This is a genomic window from Saccharopolyspora sp. ID03-671, assembly GCF_045278815.1.
Taxonomy (GTDB): Bacteria; Actinomycetota; Actinomycetes; order Mycobacteriales; family Pseudonocardiaceae; genus Saccharopolyspora; species Saccharopolyspora ipomoeae.
This window is the reverse complement of sequence record NZ_CP134054.1, coordinates 6,346,948-6,365,171: the sequence shown is the minus strand read 5'-3', so window position 1 is coordinate 6,365,171 and position 18,224 is coordinate 6,346,948. Positions and strand designations below refer to the sequence as shown.

The following is an 18,224-nucleotide window of genomic DNA, read 5'->3' as shown; positions in this document are numbered from 1 at the left end:
CTGCCTCCACTCCGGTCGCGCACGATCGCGCGGCCTCGTGCTCAGGGGTCGCGTCGAATTCGTTGCCCGATGGCCGTTTTCGACGCGCGGCCGGACTCTACGCCAGCACTCGATCTTCGACCAGGTGCTGTTCCGCGGCCGCAACAATTGTTAATCCGGCAAATTCCCGAACCTCCGGGAAATTCTCGATCCATCCACAGTGAACTGTTCCGCGACCCCGAGTCCGACCTGGGCTTTTCAGGGTCATCCCTGGGATTTACCCCGTGTTGACCGGGATTCGTTGACAACGCGGGAGAACGCGGATCAAGATCGTCGACGTCAGGCTCTGAGTGCGGGGAGAACTGCGAAAAATTCGTCTCGCCTGATTTCCGGAACTTCCCTCTGCGCTCGAACGCTGCGCGCTCGTGAGCAGGCACGCGCGCACTTGTCGAGGAACGGAGACCGGCCTGTGCCCACCATTCGGCACCAGTTGTCCCTCAACGAGAACTTCGCGCCACCGCTGCCCGGTGTCCGCGAGGCCGTCGTGGCGGGATCGGAGCGGATCAACCTCACCCTCGACGCGATGTCGGCCGGTCTGACGCAGGCCATCGCCGAGCACCACGGGGTGGACGCCTCGCGGGTGTTCGTCGGACCCGGTTCGGGTGCGCTGCTGCAGCAGTTCCTGACGGCGTTCGCCGGTGGTGGCGAGATCGTGCACGCGTGGCCGTCGTTCGAGATGTACCCGCTGCTGGTGCGCTGCGCGGGTGCGACGGCCGTGCCGGTGCCGCTGCGCGACGACGCCCACGACCTGGCCGCGATGGCCGACGCCGTCACCGAGCGGACCAGCGTCGTGCTGCTGTGCAACCCGAACAACCCGACCGGCGCGGTGTTCGGCGAGGACGATCTGCGCGCGTTCCTGGACCGGCTGCCCGCAGGGGTGCGCGTGCTCATCGACGAGGCCTACGCCGACTTCGCCGATCCCGCCGAGCTCGCCGACGGACTGCGGGCGGCGGCCGAGGACTCGCGGGTGACGGTGGTGCGCACCTTCTCCAAGTCGCACGGGCTGCTGGGCCTGCGGGTCGGCTACCTCGTCGCCGCCCCCTCGGTGGTGACGGCGCTGACCCCGGGCTCGTACTTCTACCGGGTCAGCACGGTCGCCCAGGACGCCGCGATCGCGGCGCTCGGCGCCGAGGAGGCGATGCGCGAGCGGTGCGCGGCGGTGGCCGCCGAGCGCGACCGGGTGCACGCGGGACTGCGCGAGCTCGGCATCGACGTGCCGCGCAGCCGGGCCAACTTCCACTGGCTCAAGCTGGGCGAGGGCAACGAGGAGTTCGTGCGCCGCTGCGCGGAGGAGGGCATCGCGGTGCGCACGCTCGCCGACGGCGCCGGGGTGCGGGTCACGGTCGGCACGGCCGAGGCCAACGACGAGCTGCTGGAGGTCGCGCGCCGCTTCGTCGCGGATTCCGCAGCGCAGCGACCGGTTTCGGCATGAACGACGACGGATTCGCCCCGGAGCTCGTCGAGCTGCTCGGCCGGGAGATGGACAAGCGGTGGTCGGCGGTGGCCGACCGCACCGAGCAGATGGCCGGGCACGCGCTGCTGGCTCCGGGCAAGATGCTGCGGCCGGTGCTGCTGCTGACCTCGGCGGAGGCCACCGGCGGGAACAGCGCCCCGCTGCTGCCCGCCGCGCTGGCGGTGGAGTACCTGCACGTGGCGACGCTGGTGCACGACGACATCATCGACGACGACGAGCTGCGCCGGGGCCGCCAGACGGTGCACGCCCGCTACGGGATGGCCGACGCGCTGGTCACCGGCGACTTCCTGATCCTGACGATGGTCACCGCCCTCTCGGAGTGCTCGGCCGAACCGGGCGCGGTGCTGGAGGCCGCGCGGGTGCTGGCCGGCGCGGGCGCCGACGTGTGCCGGGGCCAGGTGCGGGAGTCGGAGATGGCGGGCGATCTGACCTGCCCGGTCGCCGACTACCAGGAGATGGCGGCGCTCAAGACGGGCGCGCTGTTCCGGGGTGCCTGCCGCGCCGGAGCGATCCTGGGCGGCGCGACCCCCGAGCAGGCCGATGCGGTCACCCGCTACGCCGAGCACCTCGGCGTCGGCTTCCAGATCTACGACGACCTGCTGCCCTACCTGGGCGAGGGCACCGGCAAGCCCGCCACCAGCGACGTGGCGAACCTGCGCCCGACCACCCCGGTGCTGGTGGGCCACGAGAACGCCGACAGCGCCGGGAAGGCCCGCTTCGCCGAGGCGCTGTCGGGCGAGCTCCCGGCCGAGGAGGCGCACCGGTTGATGCGGGAGCTGCTGGAGTCGACCGGAGCGCTGGAGCTCAGCCGCTCCCGCGCCGCCGAGGAGATCACCGCCGCCCGCGACAGCCTGGCGGGCCTGCCGGGCGCGGAGGCGGTCGAGCGGATGCGGGCGATCGCGGACCTGTCCATCGACCGGAGCCGGTGACGATGCGGACCGCGCTGTGGGCGCACGTCCAGACCTCCCGGCCCTACACCCTCTCGTACCCGGTGCTGGTGGGCGTGGCGGGCGCCGGGGTCAGCGGGTCGGCCGGGTTCGCCGAGTTCGCGCTCGCGGGCTCCGGCACCGCGTTCGGCTGGCTGTCCGCGCACTACCTCGGGGACTACTTCGACCGGGACCTGGACCGGCTCGCCAAGCCGCAGCGCCCGATCCCGTCGGGGAGGCTGGCGCCGGGCACCGCCGTGTTCTGCGGCGTCGGCTTCGCTCTGGCCTCGGCGACGGTGCTGACCTGGGCGAACTCGCTGACGTTGCCGCTGGTGCTGCTGGCGCTGTGCGGGATCGTGGCCTACAGCCGGTTCTGCAAGGCCATCGGCCTGTCCGGGAACCTGGTGCGCGGTCTGGTGACGGCGCTGGCGTTCCTGATCGGTTCGATGGTCGCCGACCCGCTCCCCGGGTGGTCGGCGGTGGCGTTCGCACTGGTCTTCCTGCTGCACGACACGGCGTCGAACCTGGTCGGCACGATGCGGGACGTCGACGGCGACCGCTCCGCCGGGTACCGCTCGGTCCCGGTCCGCAAGGGGCAGCGCTACGCCGCCCGGCTGGCCGTCGGGCTCTACGTCGCGGCGATCGGCATCGCGATGCCGGCTCTGCTGTGGCCGCACCGGCCCGGTTTCGCGCTGCTGCTGACCATCGCGGCCGGGGCCGGTCTGATCGCGGTGCTGCCGCTGGTTCGGCTGGCGCCCACGTTGAGCCAGGCCCGGGCGCTGCGCGCGCACGAGATCCTCGTGGTGGAGCGCCTCGTGCTCGCCGCGGCGATCCTCGCGCGCACGGTGCCCCTTCCCGTCGTGCTGGCCCTGCTGGTCCCGGTGCTGGTGTTCAGCACGTGGACCCAGGCGGTGATGCGGTCGCGGCACGAGATCCCCGACGAGGAGGCCCTTCCCGGATGAGTGCGGAGAACGCCGATGCCGTGGTCTGCGGCGCGGGTGTGGGCGGGCTGGCCGCCGCGCACGCGCTCGGTGCGCTGGGCCTGCGGGTCGTGGTCGTCGAGAAGCGCGCGACGGTCCCCCGCATCCCCAAGGGAGAGGTGCTGCAGCCGGGCGCGCTGAAGATCCTCCGAGCCTGGGGCGTGAGCGAGGTCCTGGAGGAGCGCGGCGCGGTGCGTCTTTCGCGGCTGGTGGCGGCGGAAGCGCGCGGCCGGATGGCGCTGGACTACTCGCAGCTGCCGGACGGGTCGAACTGGCTGCTCTCGGCCGACCACGAGTCGATCCTGGAGGCCCTGGCCGACACGCTGCCCGACACCGTCGAGCTGCGCCGGGGCGTCTCGGTCTCCGACGTGGTCCGCGACGGGGACCGGATCGCCGGTGCGGCGCTCAACGACGGCGAGATCCGGGCGCCGCTGGTGGTGGCCGCTGACGGGATCTCCTCGCGGTTGCGCAAGGCGGCCGGGATCGAGGCGCGGCGGCAGGACTACCCGCACCGGCTGGTCGCCCTGGACCTCGCCGACGTGCCCGACGCCGCTCCCGAGGTCGTCGCCCACACCACCGCGCGCGGCCTGCGGATGCGGTACCCGTTGCCGGGCAGCAGGATTCGCCTCTACGCGCAGATCCAGCCGGACGAGTTCCGGGGCATCGACGACGTCGGGCTGCGCGGCTGGACCGACTCCCTGCTCACCGAGCTGCCGGAGCTCGCGGAGTTCGAGGAGCAGCTGCGCACCGCCGTGGAGCACCGGCAGACGCTGCCGGTCTCGCACTTCACCGCGCCCGCGATCGCGGCACCCGGCATGGCGCTGGTCGGCGAGTCGGCGCACTCGGTGCACCCGATGGCCGCCCAGGGCATGAACAGCGCCATCTACGACGCCCACGCCCTGAGCACCGGCCTCGCCAAGCGGTCCGATGTGGACGGCGCGTTGCGGGACTACCAGGACCGCAGGTTGCCGGAGATCGAGCAGATCGGCACGATCAGCCACAACGCCTCGCGGATGCTCACCGACCTGTCGTGGGCGGGCCGCGCCATCGGGCGGCGGGCGCTGCGCAACACCGGCGCGAACCGGCGGCTCAGCTACCAGGTGATGCACAACCTCGCCGGGCTCGGGCTGCACCCGATGACGCCGTTCGACCGGCTCTGCCAGCTCGGCCTGGTGCCCGATCCGCGGTCGCGGCGCCGGCCCCGATGGGCGTGAGGACCGGCGCCGTGCGCGGCTCAGCGCTTCCCGCACTCCACGACGACGAGACCACCGGGCCAGGTGCGGGTGTCCAGGACGGTCAGGCCCGCCTTGTCCGCCAGCACCTCGAAGTCGGCGACGCTGCGCTCCCGGCCGCCGAGCAGCACCAGCGACTGCAGGTCGAACGAGGTGTTCTGCTGGGCGTGGGAGTCCCCGGCGAGCACCTCGACGATCACCACGCGGCCGTGGCCCGCGGCTTCGGCGCAGCGCCGCAGGATCCGCGCAGCGTCCTCGTCGTTCCAGTCGGTGAGCACCCGCGAGACCAGGTAGACGTCCCGGCCGGTGGGCAGCTCGTCGAAGAAGCTGCCGGGCACGAACGTCGCCCGCTCGGCCACCCCGGCCTCGCGCAGGAACTCCTCGGCCTCCGGTTCGACGGCGAGCAGGTCCAGGACCTCGCCGTCGAGGTGCGGGTTGGCCTTGACGATCTCCGACAGCAGCGCGCCCTGCCCGCCGCCGATGTCGATGACGCTCCGGACGGGCTCCCAGTCGAACTCGGCGGCCAGCACCGGACCGGTCTGCCAGGCGTAGGCGACCATGACGTCGCCGAAGAAGCGCCGCAGGTCGTCGTCGCGCTGGTAGTCGTCCCAGAACGGGGTGCCGTGCACCGCGCCGTAGGCCGACGCGCCGGTGCGCACCGAGTGCAGCATGCCGCTGAAGGCCAGATCCATCCGCGCGCCCGGGCCGTCAAGGACCAGCCAGTCCTTGAGCCACTTGCCGTCCTCGGCGAGCAGTTGGCGGGACAGCGCCGTGAGCCCGTAACTCCCGCCCTCGTCGCTGAACAGTCCGATGTGGACGAGATGGCGGAGCAGCCGCTCCAGCGCATCCCGGTCGGCACCGCTCGCCTCGGCCAGCGCGGCGACGTCACCGGTGCCGTCGGCGATGAGCTCCGGCAGCTTCAGCGTCACCGCCGTGCGGATGGCGAAAGGTGTCGCCAGGTCGATGAGGCCGGCGAGTTCGAGACCGGCCTTGCGCGATTCCTCGGAATCCATGGAACTCTGCTTTCTCTCGGATTGAAGACCCGTCCGCCTCCGTGCTTTTCATCCTTACCGACTGCTCAACACCACGTCAACGCACGTGCGCGCAACGACCCACGTGGGCGCGAGCGCGCCCGAAAACGACTGCACCAGAGAGAGAACGAGGTGATCAACCATGTCGAGCATCGACGTGCGCCCGGCTTCCGGCGCGCTGGGCGCCGAGGTCCGCGGAGTCGACCTGGAAGCCCTGACCGAGGAGACCTTCGCGCAGCTGCACGCGCTGCTGCTGGAGAACCTGGTGCTGTTCTTCCCCGACGCCGAGGAGCTCTCGCCCGAGGCGCACAAGGCCTTCGGCCGGTTCCTGGGCGAGCCGGAGGTGCACCCGTTCCTGCCGAAGCTGGAGGGCCACGACGAGATCGTCGTGCTCGACTCCGACCAGGGCGCGAAGGCCGACGTGTGGCACACCGACGTCACGTTCCAGGCGAGCCCGCCGATCGCGTCGATCCTGCAGATCGTGCACTGCCCGCCGCGCGGCGGTGACACGATGTGGAGCAACCAGCACCTGGCCTACGAGAACCTCTCGGCGCCGCTGCGGGACTTCCTGGACGGGCTCACCGCCGTGCACTCCTTCGCCCACCCCAACGGCACGGTGTTCGAGGCCGAGCACCCGGTGGTGCGCGTGCACCCGGTGACGGGCCGCCGCTCGCTGTACGTCAACCGCATGTTCACGCTGCGCATCCCGCAGCTGCGGCGCGCGGAGAGCGACGCGATCCTGCAGCACCTGTTCACCGCGGCGGAGCGCCCGGAGAACGTCTGCCGCTTCAGCTGGACCGAGGGCGCGATCGCCATGTGGGACAACCGCGCCACGCAGCACTACGCGGTCAACGACTACACCGAACGCCGCATCGGCCGCCGCGTCACGATCCTCGGCGACGAGCCCGAGGGCGACGAACCCCGCTGGCCCCACCTCACCGACGCGACGTCGGCGGCGGACTTCCGCTCCAAGTAGTGCGCGCTGGTCCGAACCGTCCTGGCTCAGACGAAGTCACGTCCGGGCGGTTCGGACCAAGACCGCCGGCCGCTCTCACCCCCGACGCCGCACGTACACCCGGTTCCCCGACGGCCCGGTCCACTCCATCCGCACGATCCCCGCCACGGCGGCGTCCTCCTTCCGCCCGGGAACGCTCCAGTACCCGGCGGCGGGGTTCCGGAAGAACGTCGCCCACAGCGCCCCGTCGGCGTCGACGAACAGGTTGTTGTGCCCGGCCCCGATCCCCGCGGTCCACCGCCGGGAGTACGGCCCCTCGAACCGGTCCGACACCGCGATCACCGCGTCGTACTGGAACTTCTCCCCCTCGGGCGTGTAGGCCTGCCGCCCGTTCGCGCCCTTCTTGTTCCACGCGGCGTGCACGAGGTAGTACTTGCCCTCGTACTTGATCACGTGCGCGCCTTCGAGGTAGGGCTCTGGTTCGTAGCGCTGCTGCTGGAACGTCGGGAGGTTCGTCTTCGGGACGATGTCCTCCATGTCGTCCTGGAACTCGGCGTAGAGGTCGTTGTGCAGCACCAGCCAGGCCTTGTCTCCTTCGGTGTGGAGACCCCCGTCGATGCGGTAGTACCGCTCCTTGTCGACACCGTCGGGAACACCGGGGTTGCGGTCGCCGAAGGGCTTCTCCAGGTTCCCGTTCACCACCCGGTACGGCCCGGCCAGGCCGCCTTCGCTGCGCAGCATGAACGACCCGACCTTCCGCGACGAGTCCCCCATGCACGCCACGATGAACCAGGTTCCCCGGAAGTGGTGCACCTCGGGCGCCCACGCGGCGCCGCGCTTGTTCTCGCCCTCACCCCAGTAGGTCTGCCACGGCGCGACGACGGTCCGGCCCGGCTCGTTCTCGGTGACGAACTCCGGCGACCACACCTTGCCCTTGTCGGCGTCCGGCCGGATCCCGGTGGTGTCCACCAACTTCCACGGCCCGTCGAGTGAATCGGCGGTCCACACGAAGATCCCGTCGTTGTGCCCGCCCGCCGTTCCGGTCCCGGCGGGCCGAGTGGTCCCGGTGGCGACGTAGACGGACTTGCCGTCGACGACGAAGTGGTTGACGTAGGTGTCGCGGATCCACACCCGCCCCCGCTCCTCGTCCCGGGGCCGCAGTTCGAGGTCCAGGACCCGCGTGTTGTCCGCCCGCAACTTCAGGTCCTCCCGCTGGTCAGCCGTGCCGTAGGGCTCCACGGCGGGCCAGTTCGGCGGGTACTCCTGCGCCGACCCGGTAGCGGGCAGGACGGTCGCCACCCCCAGCGCTCCGACCCCGCCGATCAGCGCGGACCGACGGTTCACCTGCGCACCGAACATCGCTGTCTCCCCAGTTCTCGCGTCCTGTTCGCGGTCGACGTTCCCCATCGACCGCGAGATCGACGCTACCGCGATCTCCGGAGCGGAGCCGCGAATTCGCCCTCCCCCATCAGGATCGCTTCGCGGCGGGAGAGCCCGAGGTTGCCCGGACGTGATCGGGGACACATCGGCGCGTCGTCACCGCCGGGTCTGGATGAGGGCGTGGGAGCCCTGCGTGCGCCAGGCCTGACCTTGGGCGTCGAGCGCGGACACCGCGTCGGCGTCGAGGCCGACGATGACCTCGGACTTGAGGACGCGGAGCGTCGCCACCGGTCCGGGGAAGTGCGCGACGGCGTCGGCGAAGGGCCGGGTCGCGGGCCAGTGCCGGTCGCCGACGAGGCGCCGGTAGTTGAGGTCGCCCTTGAAGATCGTGACCGAGGCCGCGGCGAACTCGGCGCGCAGGTCGTCGGGGATGTCGGCGTACTCCTTCGGCGCGCAGAAGAACGGGTGCGAGCGCACGCCGATCCGCCCTTCCCGCAACGAGTCCTGGACTCGACGTCCGATCTCGCCCGCTTCGCCGGGGAGCGCGACGAGGTGGTGCAGGACTTCGAGGACGTCGGTCGGGGTGGCGTCGGAGACGTAGTAGGGCGTCGGCTTGACGTGCAGCACGACCCGCTCGGCGCGGCCGGTGGTCAGCAGCCGGTCGAGGAGCACCAGGTCGGCGGCGAGCTCGCCGGCGGCGTTGTCGGCGACGAGGTGGACCTCGCCGGGTTCGCCGAACAGCGCCCAGAACTGCTCGGGCGAGCCGGTGACCAGCCCCGACGTGGTGCCGCTGGCGTCGGTGGACAGCTGGAACGCCAGGTCGGCCTGGTTGCCCCACACCGCGGCCCGCACGGCGGCGGCGTCGCGTTCGGCGTCGTCGAGCTGCGGGAGCGCGTCGAGGGCCTTGAGCGTGTCGGCGGTGGCGGCGTTGTGCAGCTCGGCCCGCTTCATCGGCGCGAACGGGTCGACCCCGCGCCACGGCCCGGAGGAGAAGAATCCGGTTGCCGCGAGGAGCTTCCGGAAGAAGTAGCTCTCGGCGAACAGGAACGAGGTCTGCGACCACGGCTTGCCGACCTCGTCGGCGATCCAGGCGTTCCAGACGTCGTGATCCGGAGCGTCGTCGTCCAGCGGAGCGACGACGCCGCCGGTGGATTCCTCGAACAGCGCGGACAGGGCGTCGCGCACGTCGGGACCGAAGGGGTGCGCCGCGCACAACCGCTCGATCATCACCGGGTGCCGTTCGTGGAACACCCGCCACCCGAACGAGCCCGGTTCCTCAATGCCGATCAACGGCGCGTCCACGTTTCCTCCTCGGTTCACCCCGCGTGCGGCCGCACCGATTCGACCACAACCCCGAACCGGCCCAAGAACCTGCATGAACGCACCGCCGCACCACCCGAGCACGACGCACCCCTCGCACACCCCCCGACCGCACGCAGCCGCAAAGCGTAACCGACCCCCTCCCCCACAACAGCCCGAACCCACCCACCCGCACCCGTTCACGCACCAGGAGCACCCACCGCACACCCAACGTTGACATCGGCCGTTGACAAGGGACAGTTTTTCCGCGAATCACCCATGATCAATGTCTGAAATGTCCGGACAGTTCTCACTAAAACTGTCACCTCCAGCAACCAACACCCCGCTGAGCACGGGCGACCGACGGGAACCGCGCAGCGGTGCTTCCGACTCTAGGCTGTGAAGCACCCATCGCTCGCCTGTACTCCTCGACGTTCGCGACGTCGATCACGAAAGCGCCGGAACTGCGGCACTCCAGCTGAACCTCCACCGGGGAGGAGCCCCAGATGCCATCCGACGAACGCGGATCCACCTAGACCGTCAAATTTCATTCAGCAAAGGGCATCGTCACCCCATCGGTACTCATGTCCGTTAGGTCCGCAAATGCCCAGCCCTGGGGACGACCAACCGGAGGCGCTTCCCCGATGACTTTAGTCGCAGTGCGAAGATTCTCGATCGTCGACTGGGCCGCACGCCTGCCGCGCACAACGAGCCGTCATACTTGCCGTGTGAGCCCCCCTTACGACTACGACGTTGCTGTCACCTTCGCGGGCGAAGATCGCGGGTTCGTTGAATCCGTGGTCGATGCGATCAAGGACGCCGGGTACCGGGTCTTCTACGATCAGGATGAAGAAGCGACGCTCTGGGGTGAGGACCTCACGGAGTATCTCGCAGATGTATACGAGGAGCGCGCCCGTTACGCCGTCATGTTCATTTCGCGCCACTACGCGGCGAAACTCTGGACTCGACACGAACGGCGCAGCGTCCTTCAACGGGGCCTCGAGCAGGCGACTCCGTACCTACTACCAGTACGCCTCGACGACACGCCCCTTCCAGGGGTCCGGTCATCGATCGGTTTCCTCGACGGACGCACGAAAGGCGCAGTCGGCGTCGCGAAGGCAGTTCTTCAGAAGCTGAAGGGAACCTCGGCTGACGGATATGGCAGCTTCAACGGCTACGTCCCGCGCAGTGAGCACGAGGCCACCGTCCTCGTTGGCGAGCGTCCCGACGGCTGGGAATACCTTCTGTTCGCTTACTCGGTGGTCAGCGGCATGGAGGCTCTTCACGACCGATACCTCGATCACCGGATGGAGTTCGCACACCAAGCAGGTTTCGTCGGGACTCATGAGCTCAGTAGCGTCGTCGAACGCGAACTCGCCACGGCCCAAGGACTCACCCGGAACCTTGAGGCTGTACTCGCGAGCACGGTTCAGGAATCAGCCTTCGGTCCGCCGGGAGTTCCCGGAAACGTCGACGAAATTCGGCACTTCGCCAGCCGCGTTGTAGATGTCTACAGATCATTCATTGACTGGGCCGATCGAATTAGGGGTTATGCAACACCAACCGACGAAGGACACAAGGTGCTACGGGCACTCGCGCGCTACTCAACGCAGCCGGTGGAACGACTTCGAAGGTTCGCCTATGAGTTCCGAGACGAGGTGGACCCCATGCACGCTAAGCTCATAGCCGGAGAGCCCGTCAAGATCCAGATCACCCTGTCGCTGGAAGTCTCCCCGGAAGACTCAGGTGAGTTCGACAAGACCTTCGACGTCTTCCTAAGATCCCATCATTTCTAGGCTGAAGCACGTCTCCCCTAGTCGCCAATGTACGAGCACACCAACCTCTACATGATCTGCGAGGAGCCGACTTCGAAGCAAAGATGATCAAGAACCGGTCGGACACCTTCTTCTTGAGTTGGTGAATACGTCATTCTTCGTGGCCTCCAGGAACGTCTTCCATTGAGTAGGAGTCGCTGCAAGGTAGCCACCAGTAGGTCGCTTCGAGTCTCGGACGGCGACGCCTCCGGACCGTCGACAGACCTCCACGCAGTTGCCGTTCGGGTGGCTGTACGACGACCTTTTCCAGGCGATGCTTCCGTCTACCTGATCTCGGAAAACCACGGCCGATTCCACCTCCCGCTCCTATGCCTCGTACCGACCTTCCTTGATCGCCTCCATGAAGGCTGCCCACTGGGCACCAGTGACGGTGACGAGATCCCCGTCAGGATTTTTCGAGTCTCGTACCGCTGCGTGGCCGGATAATCCGGCGACCTCGACGCATTCGCCGTTCGGGCCGCTGTAGCTGGACTTGCGCCAGTTCCGCACTTCGTTCACCACTGGGCCTCCGTGCTGCTCGCGATCTCTTCGATGAGCTCTGAGGTAGTTTCAGGGCTCAAGGCAACTCTGCCGATCAGGTCGACCGCGTGTCCATACTCGTGAACATCATCTGTGTCGACGACGAAGGCTCCCGAGCTGAAGTGCTCGAAGTGAACCACTGAGGGCGAGTCCGGGAACTCGTACAGGACGAAGGGACCGAGCACTCCGGGATGCCAGCCCACGCTGGGGCGCACGAGCTGGACCGTCACGTTGTCCCGGAGCATCAGCTCGCGGATGTGGCGGAGCTGATCAACCATAACCTCGCTCGACCCGATTCGATCCCGCAACGCGTTCTCGCCCAGCAGCACGTGCAGGTCGAGGGGTGTTTTGCGCGTGATCGCCTCCCGGCGAGCGATGCGCACCATGATCCGGGCCTCGATCTCGTTGGGTGGCAAACCGGCTGCTTTCAACAGCGCCCGCGCGTAGTCGGTCGTCTGGAGCAGCCCTGGGATGAGCATGGGCGCCCACTGGTAGATCGCCGAGGCCGAGCGTTCGCATTCGACTGCGCCTGCGAGTTGTTGGGGGATGCCGGGCATGCCGACTGTGAGCCAGTTGGGTTCGCTGGCGTGCTTGGCCAGGTCGACGATCCGCCTCTTCTCAGCACCCGTGATGCCGGCTGCCGTCAGGAGGGAGGCGACGTCTTCCGGAGTCGGTACTCGACGGCCGGTTTCCCAGTGGGAGATCGTGCCGTGGCTCATGCCGAGGCGTTTGCTGAGTTCGCGGCCGCTGATGCCGCATTCCTCGCGGACCGTGCGGATCGCTGCGGCCAAGGCGCGAGCTCTCGGGGTCATCGTGTTGGCGTCTACAGGCACGAGACGAAACGTAGGCCCTCTGAACTGGTATATCCATCGCTCGATCAGGTACTTGATCGCTGACTAGTAGACGTCGATTCTGATGTGGACAGTCACAGATCACCTGGGGGTCAGCGATGTATCCGTTTCATTGGGTTCCGTCGGCATTGGCACGTCATGCGAGCGAGGACCCGCGCCCGGAAGGAACTTTCGTCTACCCGACCGGGACTTCGGTGTCGACGCTGTGCGGCTTGACCGAGCAGAGCGCCGACAACTCCGAACTCGCCTGGTTCTGGCCCACCTGCGAGGACTGCTACGAGAAGGCTCGAAAGATAGCGGACTCCTTGCCCTAGCCCACCCCCCATCCCCGGGGTGACGGATTACGGCAGTATTCCGTCACCCCGCCGGCGGTCAGGACGAGCGGAGGGCCGGGGCGACCTCGGTGGCGAGGAGGTGGAGCGAAGACAGAGCGTCTTCCACCGGCATCCCCGCCCAGTCGGTGCGGAGGATGAAGTGGTTGACGCCCAAGGAGTCCCGCCACGGGAGCAACGCGTCGACGCAGTCCTGCGGGGAGCCGACGATGAAGCGGTCGTCGGCGAGTTCGGCGTAGTCGGTGCGGAAGGATTCCCGGTCCGGCATGACCTTGTCCTGGCCCCAGTCGGCGTAGACCTGGTACTTGCGGGCCAGGTGCGGTCGGGCGAGCTCCAGGGCGCGCTCCCTCGTGGGGGCGCAGTAGATCTCGCGCATGAGCGGCAGTTCGCGGACGGGTTCGCGGCCCGCTGCCGCACGTTCGGCGTGGAACAGGTCGAGCTGCCTGCGGATCGTGGCGGTCGTGGCGTGCGGGTTGATCATCCACGTGTCGGCGAGCCGGGCGGCGCGGCGGACAGCGCCGTCGGAGTTCGCCGCCATCCACACCGGGGGCTTGCTGCGCGGCAGCGACGTGGATCGGACGCCATCGAGTCGGCACCACGGGTTGTCGGCGTGGACCGGTTCGCCGCTCCACAGCTCCTGGACGATGCGCAGGTTCTCGGTGAACCGCTTGACCTTCTGCTCCGGCGGGATCCCGAACGCCGCGTACTCGACCTCCCGGTAGCCCAGGCCCACGCCGAAGACCGAGCGCCCGCCGGTGACCGCGTCGAGGCTCGCGAAGTTCTCGGCCGTGTCGACCGGGTTGTGCAGCGCGAGCAGGTGGATCCCGGTGCCGATGCGCATCTCCCCCGCCTCCGCCGCGAGCCGGGCCAGCCACGGCAGCGGCTGGATGTGCGAGAACGACTCGGGCAGGTGGTGCTGCCCGGCGAACACCGAGTCGAGCTCGCCGTCCCGGGCGGCCCGGACGAGGCGGAGCTGTTCGCCCAACGCCTCGACCGGGTCCCGCCCTTCGGGCTGCTGGTGGGTCAGGAAGACCCCGACCTTCACCCCGTCGGCCAGAACAGAGTCGGCCACCACGGGGTCAGCCACGGCAGGCCTCCGCGAAGTCGGCCGCCGGGGTGTCGTCGCCGAGCGAGAGGACCGCGTCGAGCACCTTCTCGGAGGTGGCCGTCGAGGCCGCGGTGCCGATGGTGTCGTGGAACTTCGCGACGATCTCGTCGTTGCTCAGCGGGCGCTCGTCGTGGCCGCGGTTGACCTGCTCGCGGTGCCGCAGCACCCGCCCGTCCGCCAGCTCGATCTCGACGTATCCGGAATACGCTCCGGGGAAGCACTCTCGTCGTCGTCGACGACGATCACCTTGCCCGCCAGGTCGAGAATCCCCCTGTCCCGGAGCGCCTCGTCCTCCAGCTCGGTGAGCGTGAAGCGCCCGCGCTGCAGGGCGGCCGCGACCACGAACGGGAGGCTGAACTTGGCGTCGTACTCGTCGCGCGGAGCCCACTTGGCCTCCAGCGGCTCGCACACGACCTTGCCCGGCACCGGGTGGATGGCGCAGCGGATGCTGCTGATCTCGGTGTCCCCGATCTCGGGCCGCAGGATCAGCGCGGCGTCGGCGAAGGCGTGGATGAAGTGGCAGATCGGGTAGGGCTTGACGGCGGTGCGCATCAGCTCCCACGTCTCGCCCCAGCCCTCGACCACGGCCTCGGGGCGTGTCTCGCGGCCGGTCAGGTGCGTGTTGTAGAGCCCGAACCGGCCTTCGTAGACCTCGTTCGGCCCGGTCCAGCCCGCCTTCGCGAAGCCCGCGGCGGTCAGGCCCGACATGGCCGCCCAGCCCGGGTGCAGGCGCTTGGTCCAGGCGCCGTCGGCGAGGAACTCCAGCAGACCGGAGCTCATCGAGCCCACGATGCCCTGGGCGGTGGCGAGCCCGTCGGCGTCGAGCCCGGTGATCTTGCCCGCGGCCACCGACGCGCCGAACGCGCCCGCGACGGCCGTCGGGTGGAACCCGACGTCGTGGAACCCGCCGGCCCCGCCGACGCCGACCCGCGCCGAGACCTCCACGCCGAGGACGTAGGCCAGCAGCAGGTCCCGGGTGGTGGCGCCCTGGGCGACCGCCGCCGACAGCGCCGCGGGCAGCGCGGCCGCCGAGACGTGCGTGACCGCCGGGATGTGGGTGTCGTCGAAGTCCATGCCGTGGATGAGCACGCCGTTGAGCACCGCGGCGTCGCGCGCCGGGAGCCGGTCGGGCATCGCCAGCACCGGGTGGTCACCGCCGCCGAACGCGCTCAGCGCGTCCCGCGCGACCGCCGCGAACGGGTAGCGGGTGGAGGCGAAGGCGAGCCCGACGGCGTCGAGCACGAGGTGCCGGGCGCGCAGCAGCACCTCCTCCGGTACGTCCGAGAGCGACGCCTTCGCGGCGAAATCGGCCACCTGCCGGGACAGAGTCATCGTCGATCCTCCTGTTCGCGTCACCGCAACGTCGCCTTGCCCGCGAGCAGCGCCTTGGCGACCACGCCGCGCAGCACGTCGTTGGTGCCCTCGCCGATCGACATCAGCGGGGCGTCCCGGTACAGCCGCTCGACCTCGAACTCCGTGGAGTAACCGTAGCCGCCGTGGATGCGCATGGCGTCGGTCGCGCAGGCCAGGGCCTGCTCGGAGGCGAAGATCTTGGCCATGCCGGACTCGGTGTCCATCCGCACCCCGTCGTCCATCCGCGAGGCCGCCCAGTAGGTCATCAGCCGCGCCGACTGCAGGCGCACGGCGATCTCGGCCACCCGCAGCTGCACCGCCTGGAAGTCGCCGATGGGCTGGCCGAACGCGGTGCGGTCGCGGGCGTAGCCCAGTGCTTCCTCGTAGGCGCGCTGGGCGATGCCGACGCTGCGCGCCGCGATGTTGATCCGCCCGGTCTCCAGCGACGACAGCGCCTGCTGCATGCCGCGCCCCTCGACGCCGCCGAGCAGCTGGGAGGACGGGACCCGCACGTCGGTGAGCACGACCTCGCAGGACTCGGTGCCCTTGTAGCCGAGCTTGCCGATGTCGCGGGTGACTTCCAGGCCGGGCGTGTCGGCGTCGACGAGCAGGATGCTCATGCCCCGGTGCGCGGGGCTGGCGCCGGGATCGGTCTTGACCAGCACCGGCAGCGGGTCGGCGTGCCGGGCGTTGGTGATCCACATCTTGGTGCCGTTGATGACGTAGTCGTCGCCGTCGCGGCGGGCGGTGGTGAGGATGCCCTGCAGGTCGGTGCCCGCGCCGGGTTCGGTGAGCGCGATGCCGGTGCGGCGCTGCCCGGTGGCCAGTTCCGGCAGGTACTTGGCCTTCTGCTCCTCGGTGCCGTGGCGGGCGAGCATGAAGCAGGACACCGAGTGGCTGCCGAGGATGCCTGCGATGCCCATCCAGCCGCGCGAGATCTCCTCGAAGGCCAGCGCGAACGACACCGTGTCGGCGCCGAGCCCGCCGTGCTCCTCGGGGACGGCGAGGCCGAACAGGCCGAGCTGCTTCATCCCCTCCACGATCTCGGTCGGGTACCGGCCGGATGCCTCCCAGTCGCGGGCCACCGGCACGATCTCGCGGTCGACGAAGTCGCGCAGGGTGTCGCGGAACAGCCGTTGTTCGTCGTTGAGCGTGAAGTCCATTGCTCAGCCCTTCCCCAACACGCCGGCTTCGTGCAGCTCGGCGATCGCCTCGTCGGTGTAGCCCAGGTCCCGCAGGATCCGGTCGGTGTCGGCGCCCATCGCGGGCGCCGGTCGGGTCGGCGCCCGGTCGGCTCCGGGCGGGCCGACGCGGACGGCGCTGCGCAGGGTGCGCACGGTGCCGAACGCCGGGTGCTCGGTGCTGGCGATGAGGCCGCGCTGCACGGTGTGCGGTTCGGTCATCGCCGCGGCGACGTCGTTGATCGGCGCGCACGGGATCGACGCCGCGTACAGCGGTTCCAGCCAGTCGGCGACGGTGCGGGTGCGCAGGATTCCCTCCAGTTCCGGGAGGAGTTCCGCGCGGTGGCGGTCGCGGTCGGCGAAGGTCCTGAAGCGCTCGTCGGCGGCGAGGTCGGGCCTGCCGATGACCTCGGTGAGCCGCTGCCAGAACTTCTCCTTCGCGCAGCCGATCACCAGCCACCCGTCGGCGGCCTCGAACGCCTGGAACGGCACCAGCGACGGGTGCGCCGACTGCCGGGTCCGGGCGGGTTCGTACCCGGCGGTGAGGTGCCAGGTGCCGGGGTAGGTGAGCAGGCTGATCGCGGTGTCGTACAGCGACAGGTCGCAGTCGGTGCCGATGCCGTCGCGGCGGGCGGCGTGGATGCCCGACAGCAGCGAGATCGCCGCCACGTACCCGCCGCAGTAGTCCACGAGGGACAGACCGGTCTTCTGCGGCGCGCCACCGGGTTCCCCGGTCAGCGACATCCACCCGCCGAGGGCCTGCAGCACGTAGTCGTAGCCGGGTTCCTTCGAGCGCGGCCCGGTCATGCCGAAGCCGGTCAGCGAGCAGCAGACGATGCGCGGGTTGACGTCCTTGAGGTCGTCGTAGCGGATGCGCAGCTTCTCCGGCACGTCGCCGCGCAGGTTCGAGTACACCGCGTCGGCCTCGCGCACCAGGTCCTCGAAGACCCCGCGGCCCTCGTCGGTGCGGATGTCGAGGGTGATCGAGGACTTGTCGCGGTTGAACGACTGGAAGAACAGCGAGTCGCCGTCGGTGGCGTAGGGCGGGACGGTGCGCCCCACGTCGCCGTCGACCGACGGGTCCTCGATCTTGATGATCTGCGCGCCCAGCTCGGCCAGGTGCATCGAGCCGAAGGGGCCCGCGCCGTACTGCTCCAGCGAGACGATCCGCACGTCCTCCAGGGGCCTCATGACTCCTCCAGGCTCAGCGGCTCGGCGGCCTGCGGGAACAGCGTCCCGGCCCCGCCCGCTTCCTTCTTGTGCACGTAGAAGGTGCGCTTGAACGACAGGACCTCGACCGCGTCCTGGTTGAGGGTGCGGGTCTTGACGGTGACGATGCCCGCCTTCGGGCGCGATCCGGACTCGCGCTTGGACAGCACGATCGACTCCGACCACAGGGTGTCGCCGGAGAAGACCGGCGCGGTCAGCTTGAGCTCGTCGAGACCGAGGTTGGCGAAGGCGTTCTGGGTCAGGTCGGTGACGGACTGCCCTATGGCGATGGAGATCGTCAGGGGCGAGACCACCAGCATCTTCCCGAATTCCGAGTCCGCGCCGACCTGGGCGTTGAAGTGCGCCTGGTTGGTGTTCATCGTCAGCAGCGTGAACCAGGTGTTGTCGGTGTCGGTGATCGTGCGGCCCAGCGGGTGCTGGTAGATGTCGCCGATCTCGAAGTCCTCGAAGAATCGGCCCTGCCAGCCGGGTTTCACGGACATGCGTTGCACACTCCTTC

General features: G+C 69.5%; 19 protein-coding genes. 7 read left to right on the top strand and 12 right to left on the bottom strand.

Annotation, left to right across the window (positions count from 1 at the left end):
• Positions 1–448: 448 nt before the first annotated feature.
• The 4 genes from REH65_RS29605 to REH65_RS29590 are packed head-to-tail and all read left to right on the top strand — an operon-like array spanning position 449 to position 4,633.
• The gene (locus tag REH65_RS29605) at positions 449–1,471 is read left to right on the top strand and encodes an aminotransferase class I/II-fold pyridoxal phosphate-dependent enzyme (protein WP_406690040.1); all 1,023 of its coding nucleotides are present in this window, start codon (positions 449–451) and stop codon (positions 1,469–1,471) included.
• Positions 1,468–2,442, top strand: a complete 975-nt coding sequence (locus tag REH65_RS29600) for a polyprenyl synthetase family protein (RefSeq protein ID WP_406690039.1) — start codon at positions 1,468–1,470, stop codon at positions 2,440–2,442. The genes REH65_RS29605 and REH65_RS29600 overlap by 4 nt, the downstream gene beginning before the upstream one ends.
• Positions 2,443–2,444: 2 nt before the next feature.
• Complete coding sequence (locus REH65_RS29595) at positions 2,445–3,401, top strand: UbiA family prenyltransferase (protein ID WP_406693267.1); 957 nt, start codon at positions 2,445–2,447, stop codon at positions 3,399–3,401.
• Positions 3,398–4,633 (top strand): FAD-dependent oxidoreductase, encoded by a 1,236-nt coding sequence (locus REH65_RS29590; RefSeq protein WP_406690038.1) that lies wholly within the window; start codon positions 3,398–3,400, stop codon positions 4,631–4,633. Before REH65_RS29595 ends, REH65_RS29590 begins: the two co-directional genes overlap by 4 nt.
• 20 nt (positions 4,634–4,653) lie before the next feature.
• Here REH65_RS29590 and REH65_RS29585 read toward each other — a convergent pair whose 3' ends face one another.
• Positions 4,654–5,664, bottom strand: a complete 1,011-nt coding sequence (locus tag REH65_RS29585; protein WP_406690037.1) for a methyltransferase — start codon at positions 5,662–5,664, stop codon at positions 4,654–4,656.
• A 160-nt stretch (positions 5,665–5,824) separates the two neighbouring features.
• Between REH65_RS29585 and REH65_RS29580 the strand changes: the two genes are divergently transcribed.
• Positions 5,825–6,658, top strand: a complete 834-nt coding sequence (locus REH65_RS29580) for a TauD/TfdA dioxygenase family protein (RefSeq protein ID WP_406690036.1) — start codon at positions 5,825–5,827, stop codon at positions 6,656–6,658.
• Positions 6,659–6,733: 75 nt separating this feature from the next.
• Here the strand turns inward: REH65_RS29580 and REH65_RS29575 are convergent, their stop codons facing one another.
• Both REH65_RS29575 and REH65_RS29570 read right to left on the bottom strand, forming a co-directional pair.
• A complete protein-coding gene (locus tag REH65_RS29575; protein WP_406690035.1) occupies positions 6,734–7,996 on the bottom strand; it encodes a family 43 glycosylhydrolase in 1,263 nt (420 codons plus the stop codon).
• A 177-nt stretch (positions 7,997–8,173) separates the two neighbouring features.
• Positions 8,174–9,319 (bottom strand): damage-control phosphatase ARMT1 family protein, encoded by a 1,146-nt coding sequence (locus tag REH65_RS29570; protein WP_406690034.1) that lies wholly within the window; start codon positions 9,317–9,319, stop codon positions 8,174–8,176.
• Between the two features lie 725 nt (positions 9,320–10,044).
• Here REH65_RS29570 and REH65_RS29565 point away from each other — a divergent pair.
• A complete protein-coding gene (locus tag REH65_RS29565) occupies positions 10,045–11,112 on the top strand; it encodes a toll/interleukin-1 receptor domain-containing protein (protein ID WP_406690033.1) in 1,068 nt (355 codons plus the stop codon).
• 87 nt (positions 11,113–11,199) lie between these two features.
• Here the strand turns inward: REH65_RS29565 and REH65_RS29560 are convergent, their stop codons facing one another.
• From REH65_RS29560 to REH65_RS29550, 3 genes are all read right to left on the bottom strand, one after another.
• On the bottom strand, positions 11,200–11,361 hold the full coding sequence (locus REH65_RS29560; protein ID WP_406693266.1) for a DUF397 domain-containing protein: 162 nt from the start codon (positions 11,359–11,361) through the stop codon (positions 11,200–11,202).
• 96 nt (positions 11,362–11,457) lie between these two features.
• Positions 11,458–11,649, bottom strand: coding sequence for a DUF397 domain-containing protein (locus REH65_RS29555; RefSeq protein ID WP_406690032.1), 192 nt, complete (start codon positions 11,647–11,649; stop codon positions 11,458–11,460).
• Positions 11,646–12,503 (bottom strand): helix-turn-helix domain-containing protein, encoded by an 858-nt coding sequence (locus tag REH65_RS29550; RefSeq protein WP_406690031.1) that lies wholly within the window; start codon positions 12,501–12,503, stop codon positions 11,646–11,648. The genes REH65_RS29555 and REH65_RS29550 overlap by 4 nt, the downstream gene beginning before the upstream one ends.
• Before the next feature lie 116 nt (positions 12,504–12,619).
• On the opposite strand from REH65_RS29550, the gene REH65_RS29545 reads away from it, so the two are divergent.
• Positions 12,620–12,835 (top strand): zinc finger protein, encoded by a 216-nt coding sequence (locus tag REH65_RS29545; RefSeq protein ID WP_281456684.1) that lies wholly within the window; start codon positions 12,620–12,622, stop codon positions 12,833–12,835.
• A 58-nt stretch (positions 12,836–12,893) separates the two neighbouring features.
• Here REH65_RS29545 and REH65_RS29540 read toward each other — a convergent pair whose 3' ends face one another.
• Genes REH65_RS29540 through REH65_RS29515 form a run of 6 tightly spaced genes read right to left on the bottom strand, consistent with a single transcriptional unit; the run spans position 12,894 to position 18,207 of the window.
• Positions 12,894–13,940 carry an LLM class flavin-dependent oxidoreductase gene (locus tag REH65_RS29540; protein WP_406690030.1) on the bottom strand — a complete coding sequence of 349 codons (1,047 nt, stop codon included), beginning with the start codon at positions 13,938–13,940 and terminating at the stop codon, positions 12,894–12,896.
• A complete protein-coding gene (locus REH65_RS29535; protein ID WP_406690029.1) occupies positions 13,933–14,127 on the bottom strand; it encodes a hypothetical protein in 195 nt (64 codons plus the stop codon). Before REH65_RS29535 ends, REH65_RS29540 begins: the two co-directional genes overlap by 8 nt.
• The gene (locus tag REH65_RS29530; protein WP_406690028.1) at positions 14,076–15,293 is read right to left on the bottom strand and encodes an MmgE/PrpD family protein; all 1,218 of its coding nucleotides are present in this window, start codon (positions 15,291–15,293) and stop codon (positions 14,076–14,078) included. The genes REH65_RS29535 and REH65_RS29530 overlap by 52 nt, the downstream gene beginning before the upstream one ends.
• Positions 15,294–15,313: 20 nt before the next feature.
• Entirely contained in the window at positions 15,314–16,477 is a 1,164-nt protein-coding gene (locus tag REH65_RS29525; RefSeq protein WP_406690027.1) for an acyl-CoA dehydrogenase family protein, read from the bottom strand.
• 3 nt (positions 16,478–16,480) lie between these two features.
• On the bottom strand, positions 16,481–17,686 hold the full coding sequence (locus REH65_RS29520; protein ID WP_406690026.1) for a CaiB/BaiF CoA transferase family protein: 1,206 nt from the start codon (positions 17,684–17,686) through the stop codon (positions 16,481–16,483).
• Complete coding sequence (locus tag REH65_RS29515) at positions 17,683–18,207, bottom strand: MaoC family dehydratase (RefSeq protein WP_406690025.1); 525 nt, start codon at positions 18,205–18,207, stop codon at positions 17,683–17,685. The genes REH65_RS29520 and REH65_RS29515 overlap by 4 nt, the downstream gene beginning before the upstream one ends.
• Positions 18,208–18,224 lie beyond the last annotated feature (17 nt).

Bases quoted from the DNA above. Each gene is read 5' to 3' on its own strand.
- REH65_RS29575 (WP_406690035.1), bottom strand. From the start codon at position 7,996: ATGTTCGGTGCGCAGGTGAACCGTCGGTCCGCGCTGATCGGCGGGGTC.
- REH65_RS29580 (WP_406690036.1), top strand. From the start codon at position 5,825: ATGTCGAGCATCGACGTGCGCCCGGCTTCCGGCGCGCTGGGCGCCGAG.
- REH65_RS29595 (WP_406693267.1), top strand. From the start codon at position 2,445: ATGCGGACCGCGCTGTGGGCGCACGTCCAGACCTCCCGGCCCTACACC.
- REH65_RS29590 (WP_406690038.1), top strand. From the start codon at position 3,398: ATGAGTGCGGAGAACGCCGATGCCGTGGTCTGCGGCGCGGGTGTGGGC.
- REH65_RS29585 (WP_406690037.1), bottom strand. From the start codon at position 5,664: ATGGATTCCGAGGAATCGCGCAAGGCCGGTCTCGAACTCGCCGGCCTC.
- REH65_RS29545 (WP_281456684.1), top strand. From the start codon at position 12,620: ATGTATCCGTTTCATTGGGTTCCGTCGGCATTGGCACGTCATGCGAGC.
- REH65_RS29525 (WP_406690027.1), bottom strand. From the start codon at position 16,477: ATGGACTTCACGCTCAACGACGAACAACGGCTGTTCCGCGACACCCTG.
- REH65_RS29530 (WP_406690028.1), bottom strand. From the start codon at position 15,293: ATGACTCTGTCCCGGCAGGTGGCCGATTTCGCCGCGAAGGCGTCGCTC.
- REH65_RS29515 (WP_406690025.1), bottom strand. From the start codon at position 18,207: ATGTCCGTGAAACCCGGCTGGCAGGGCCGATTCTTCGAGGACTTCGAG.
- REH65_RS29600 (WP_406690039.1), top strand. From the start codon at position 1,468: ATGAACGACGACGGATTCGCCCCGGAGCTCGTCGAGCTGCTCGGCCGG.
- REH65_RS29520 (WP_406690026.1), bottom strand. From the start codon at position 17,686: ATGAGGCCCCTGGAGGACGTGCGGATCGTCTCGCTGGAGCAGTACGGC.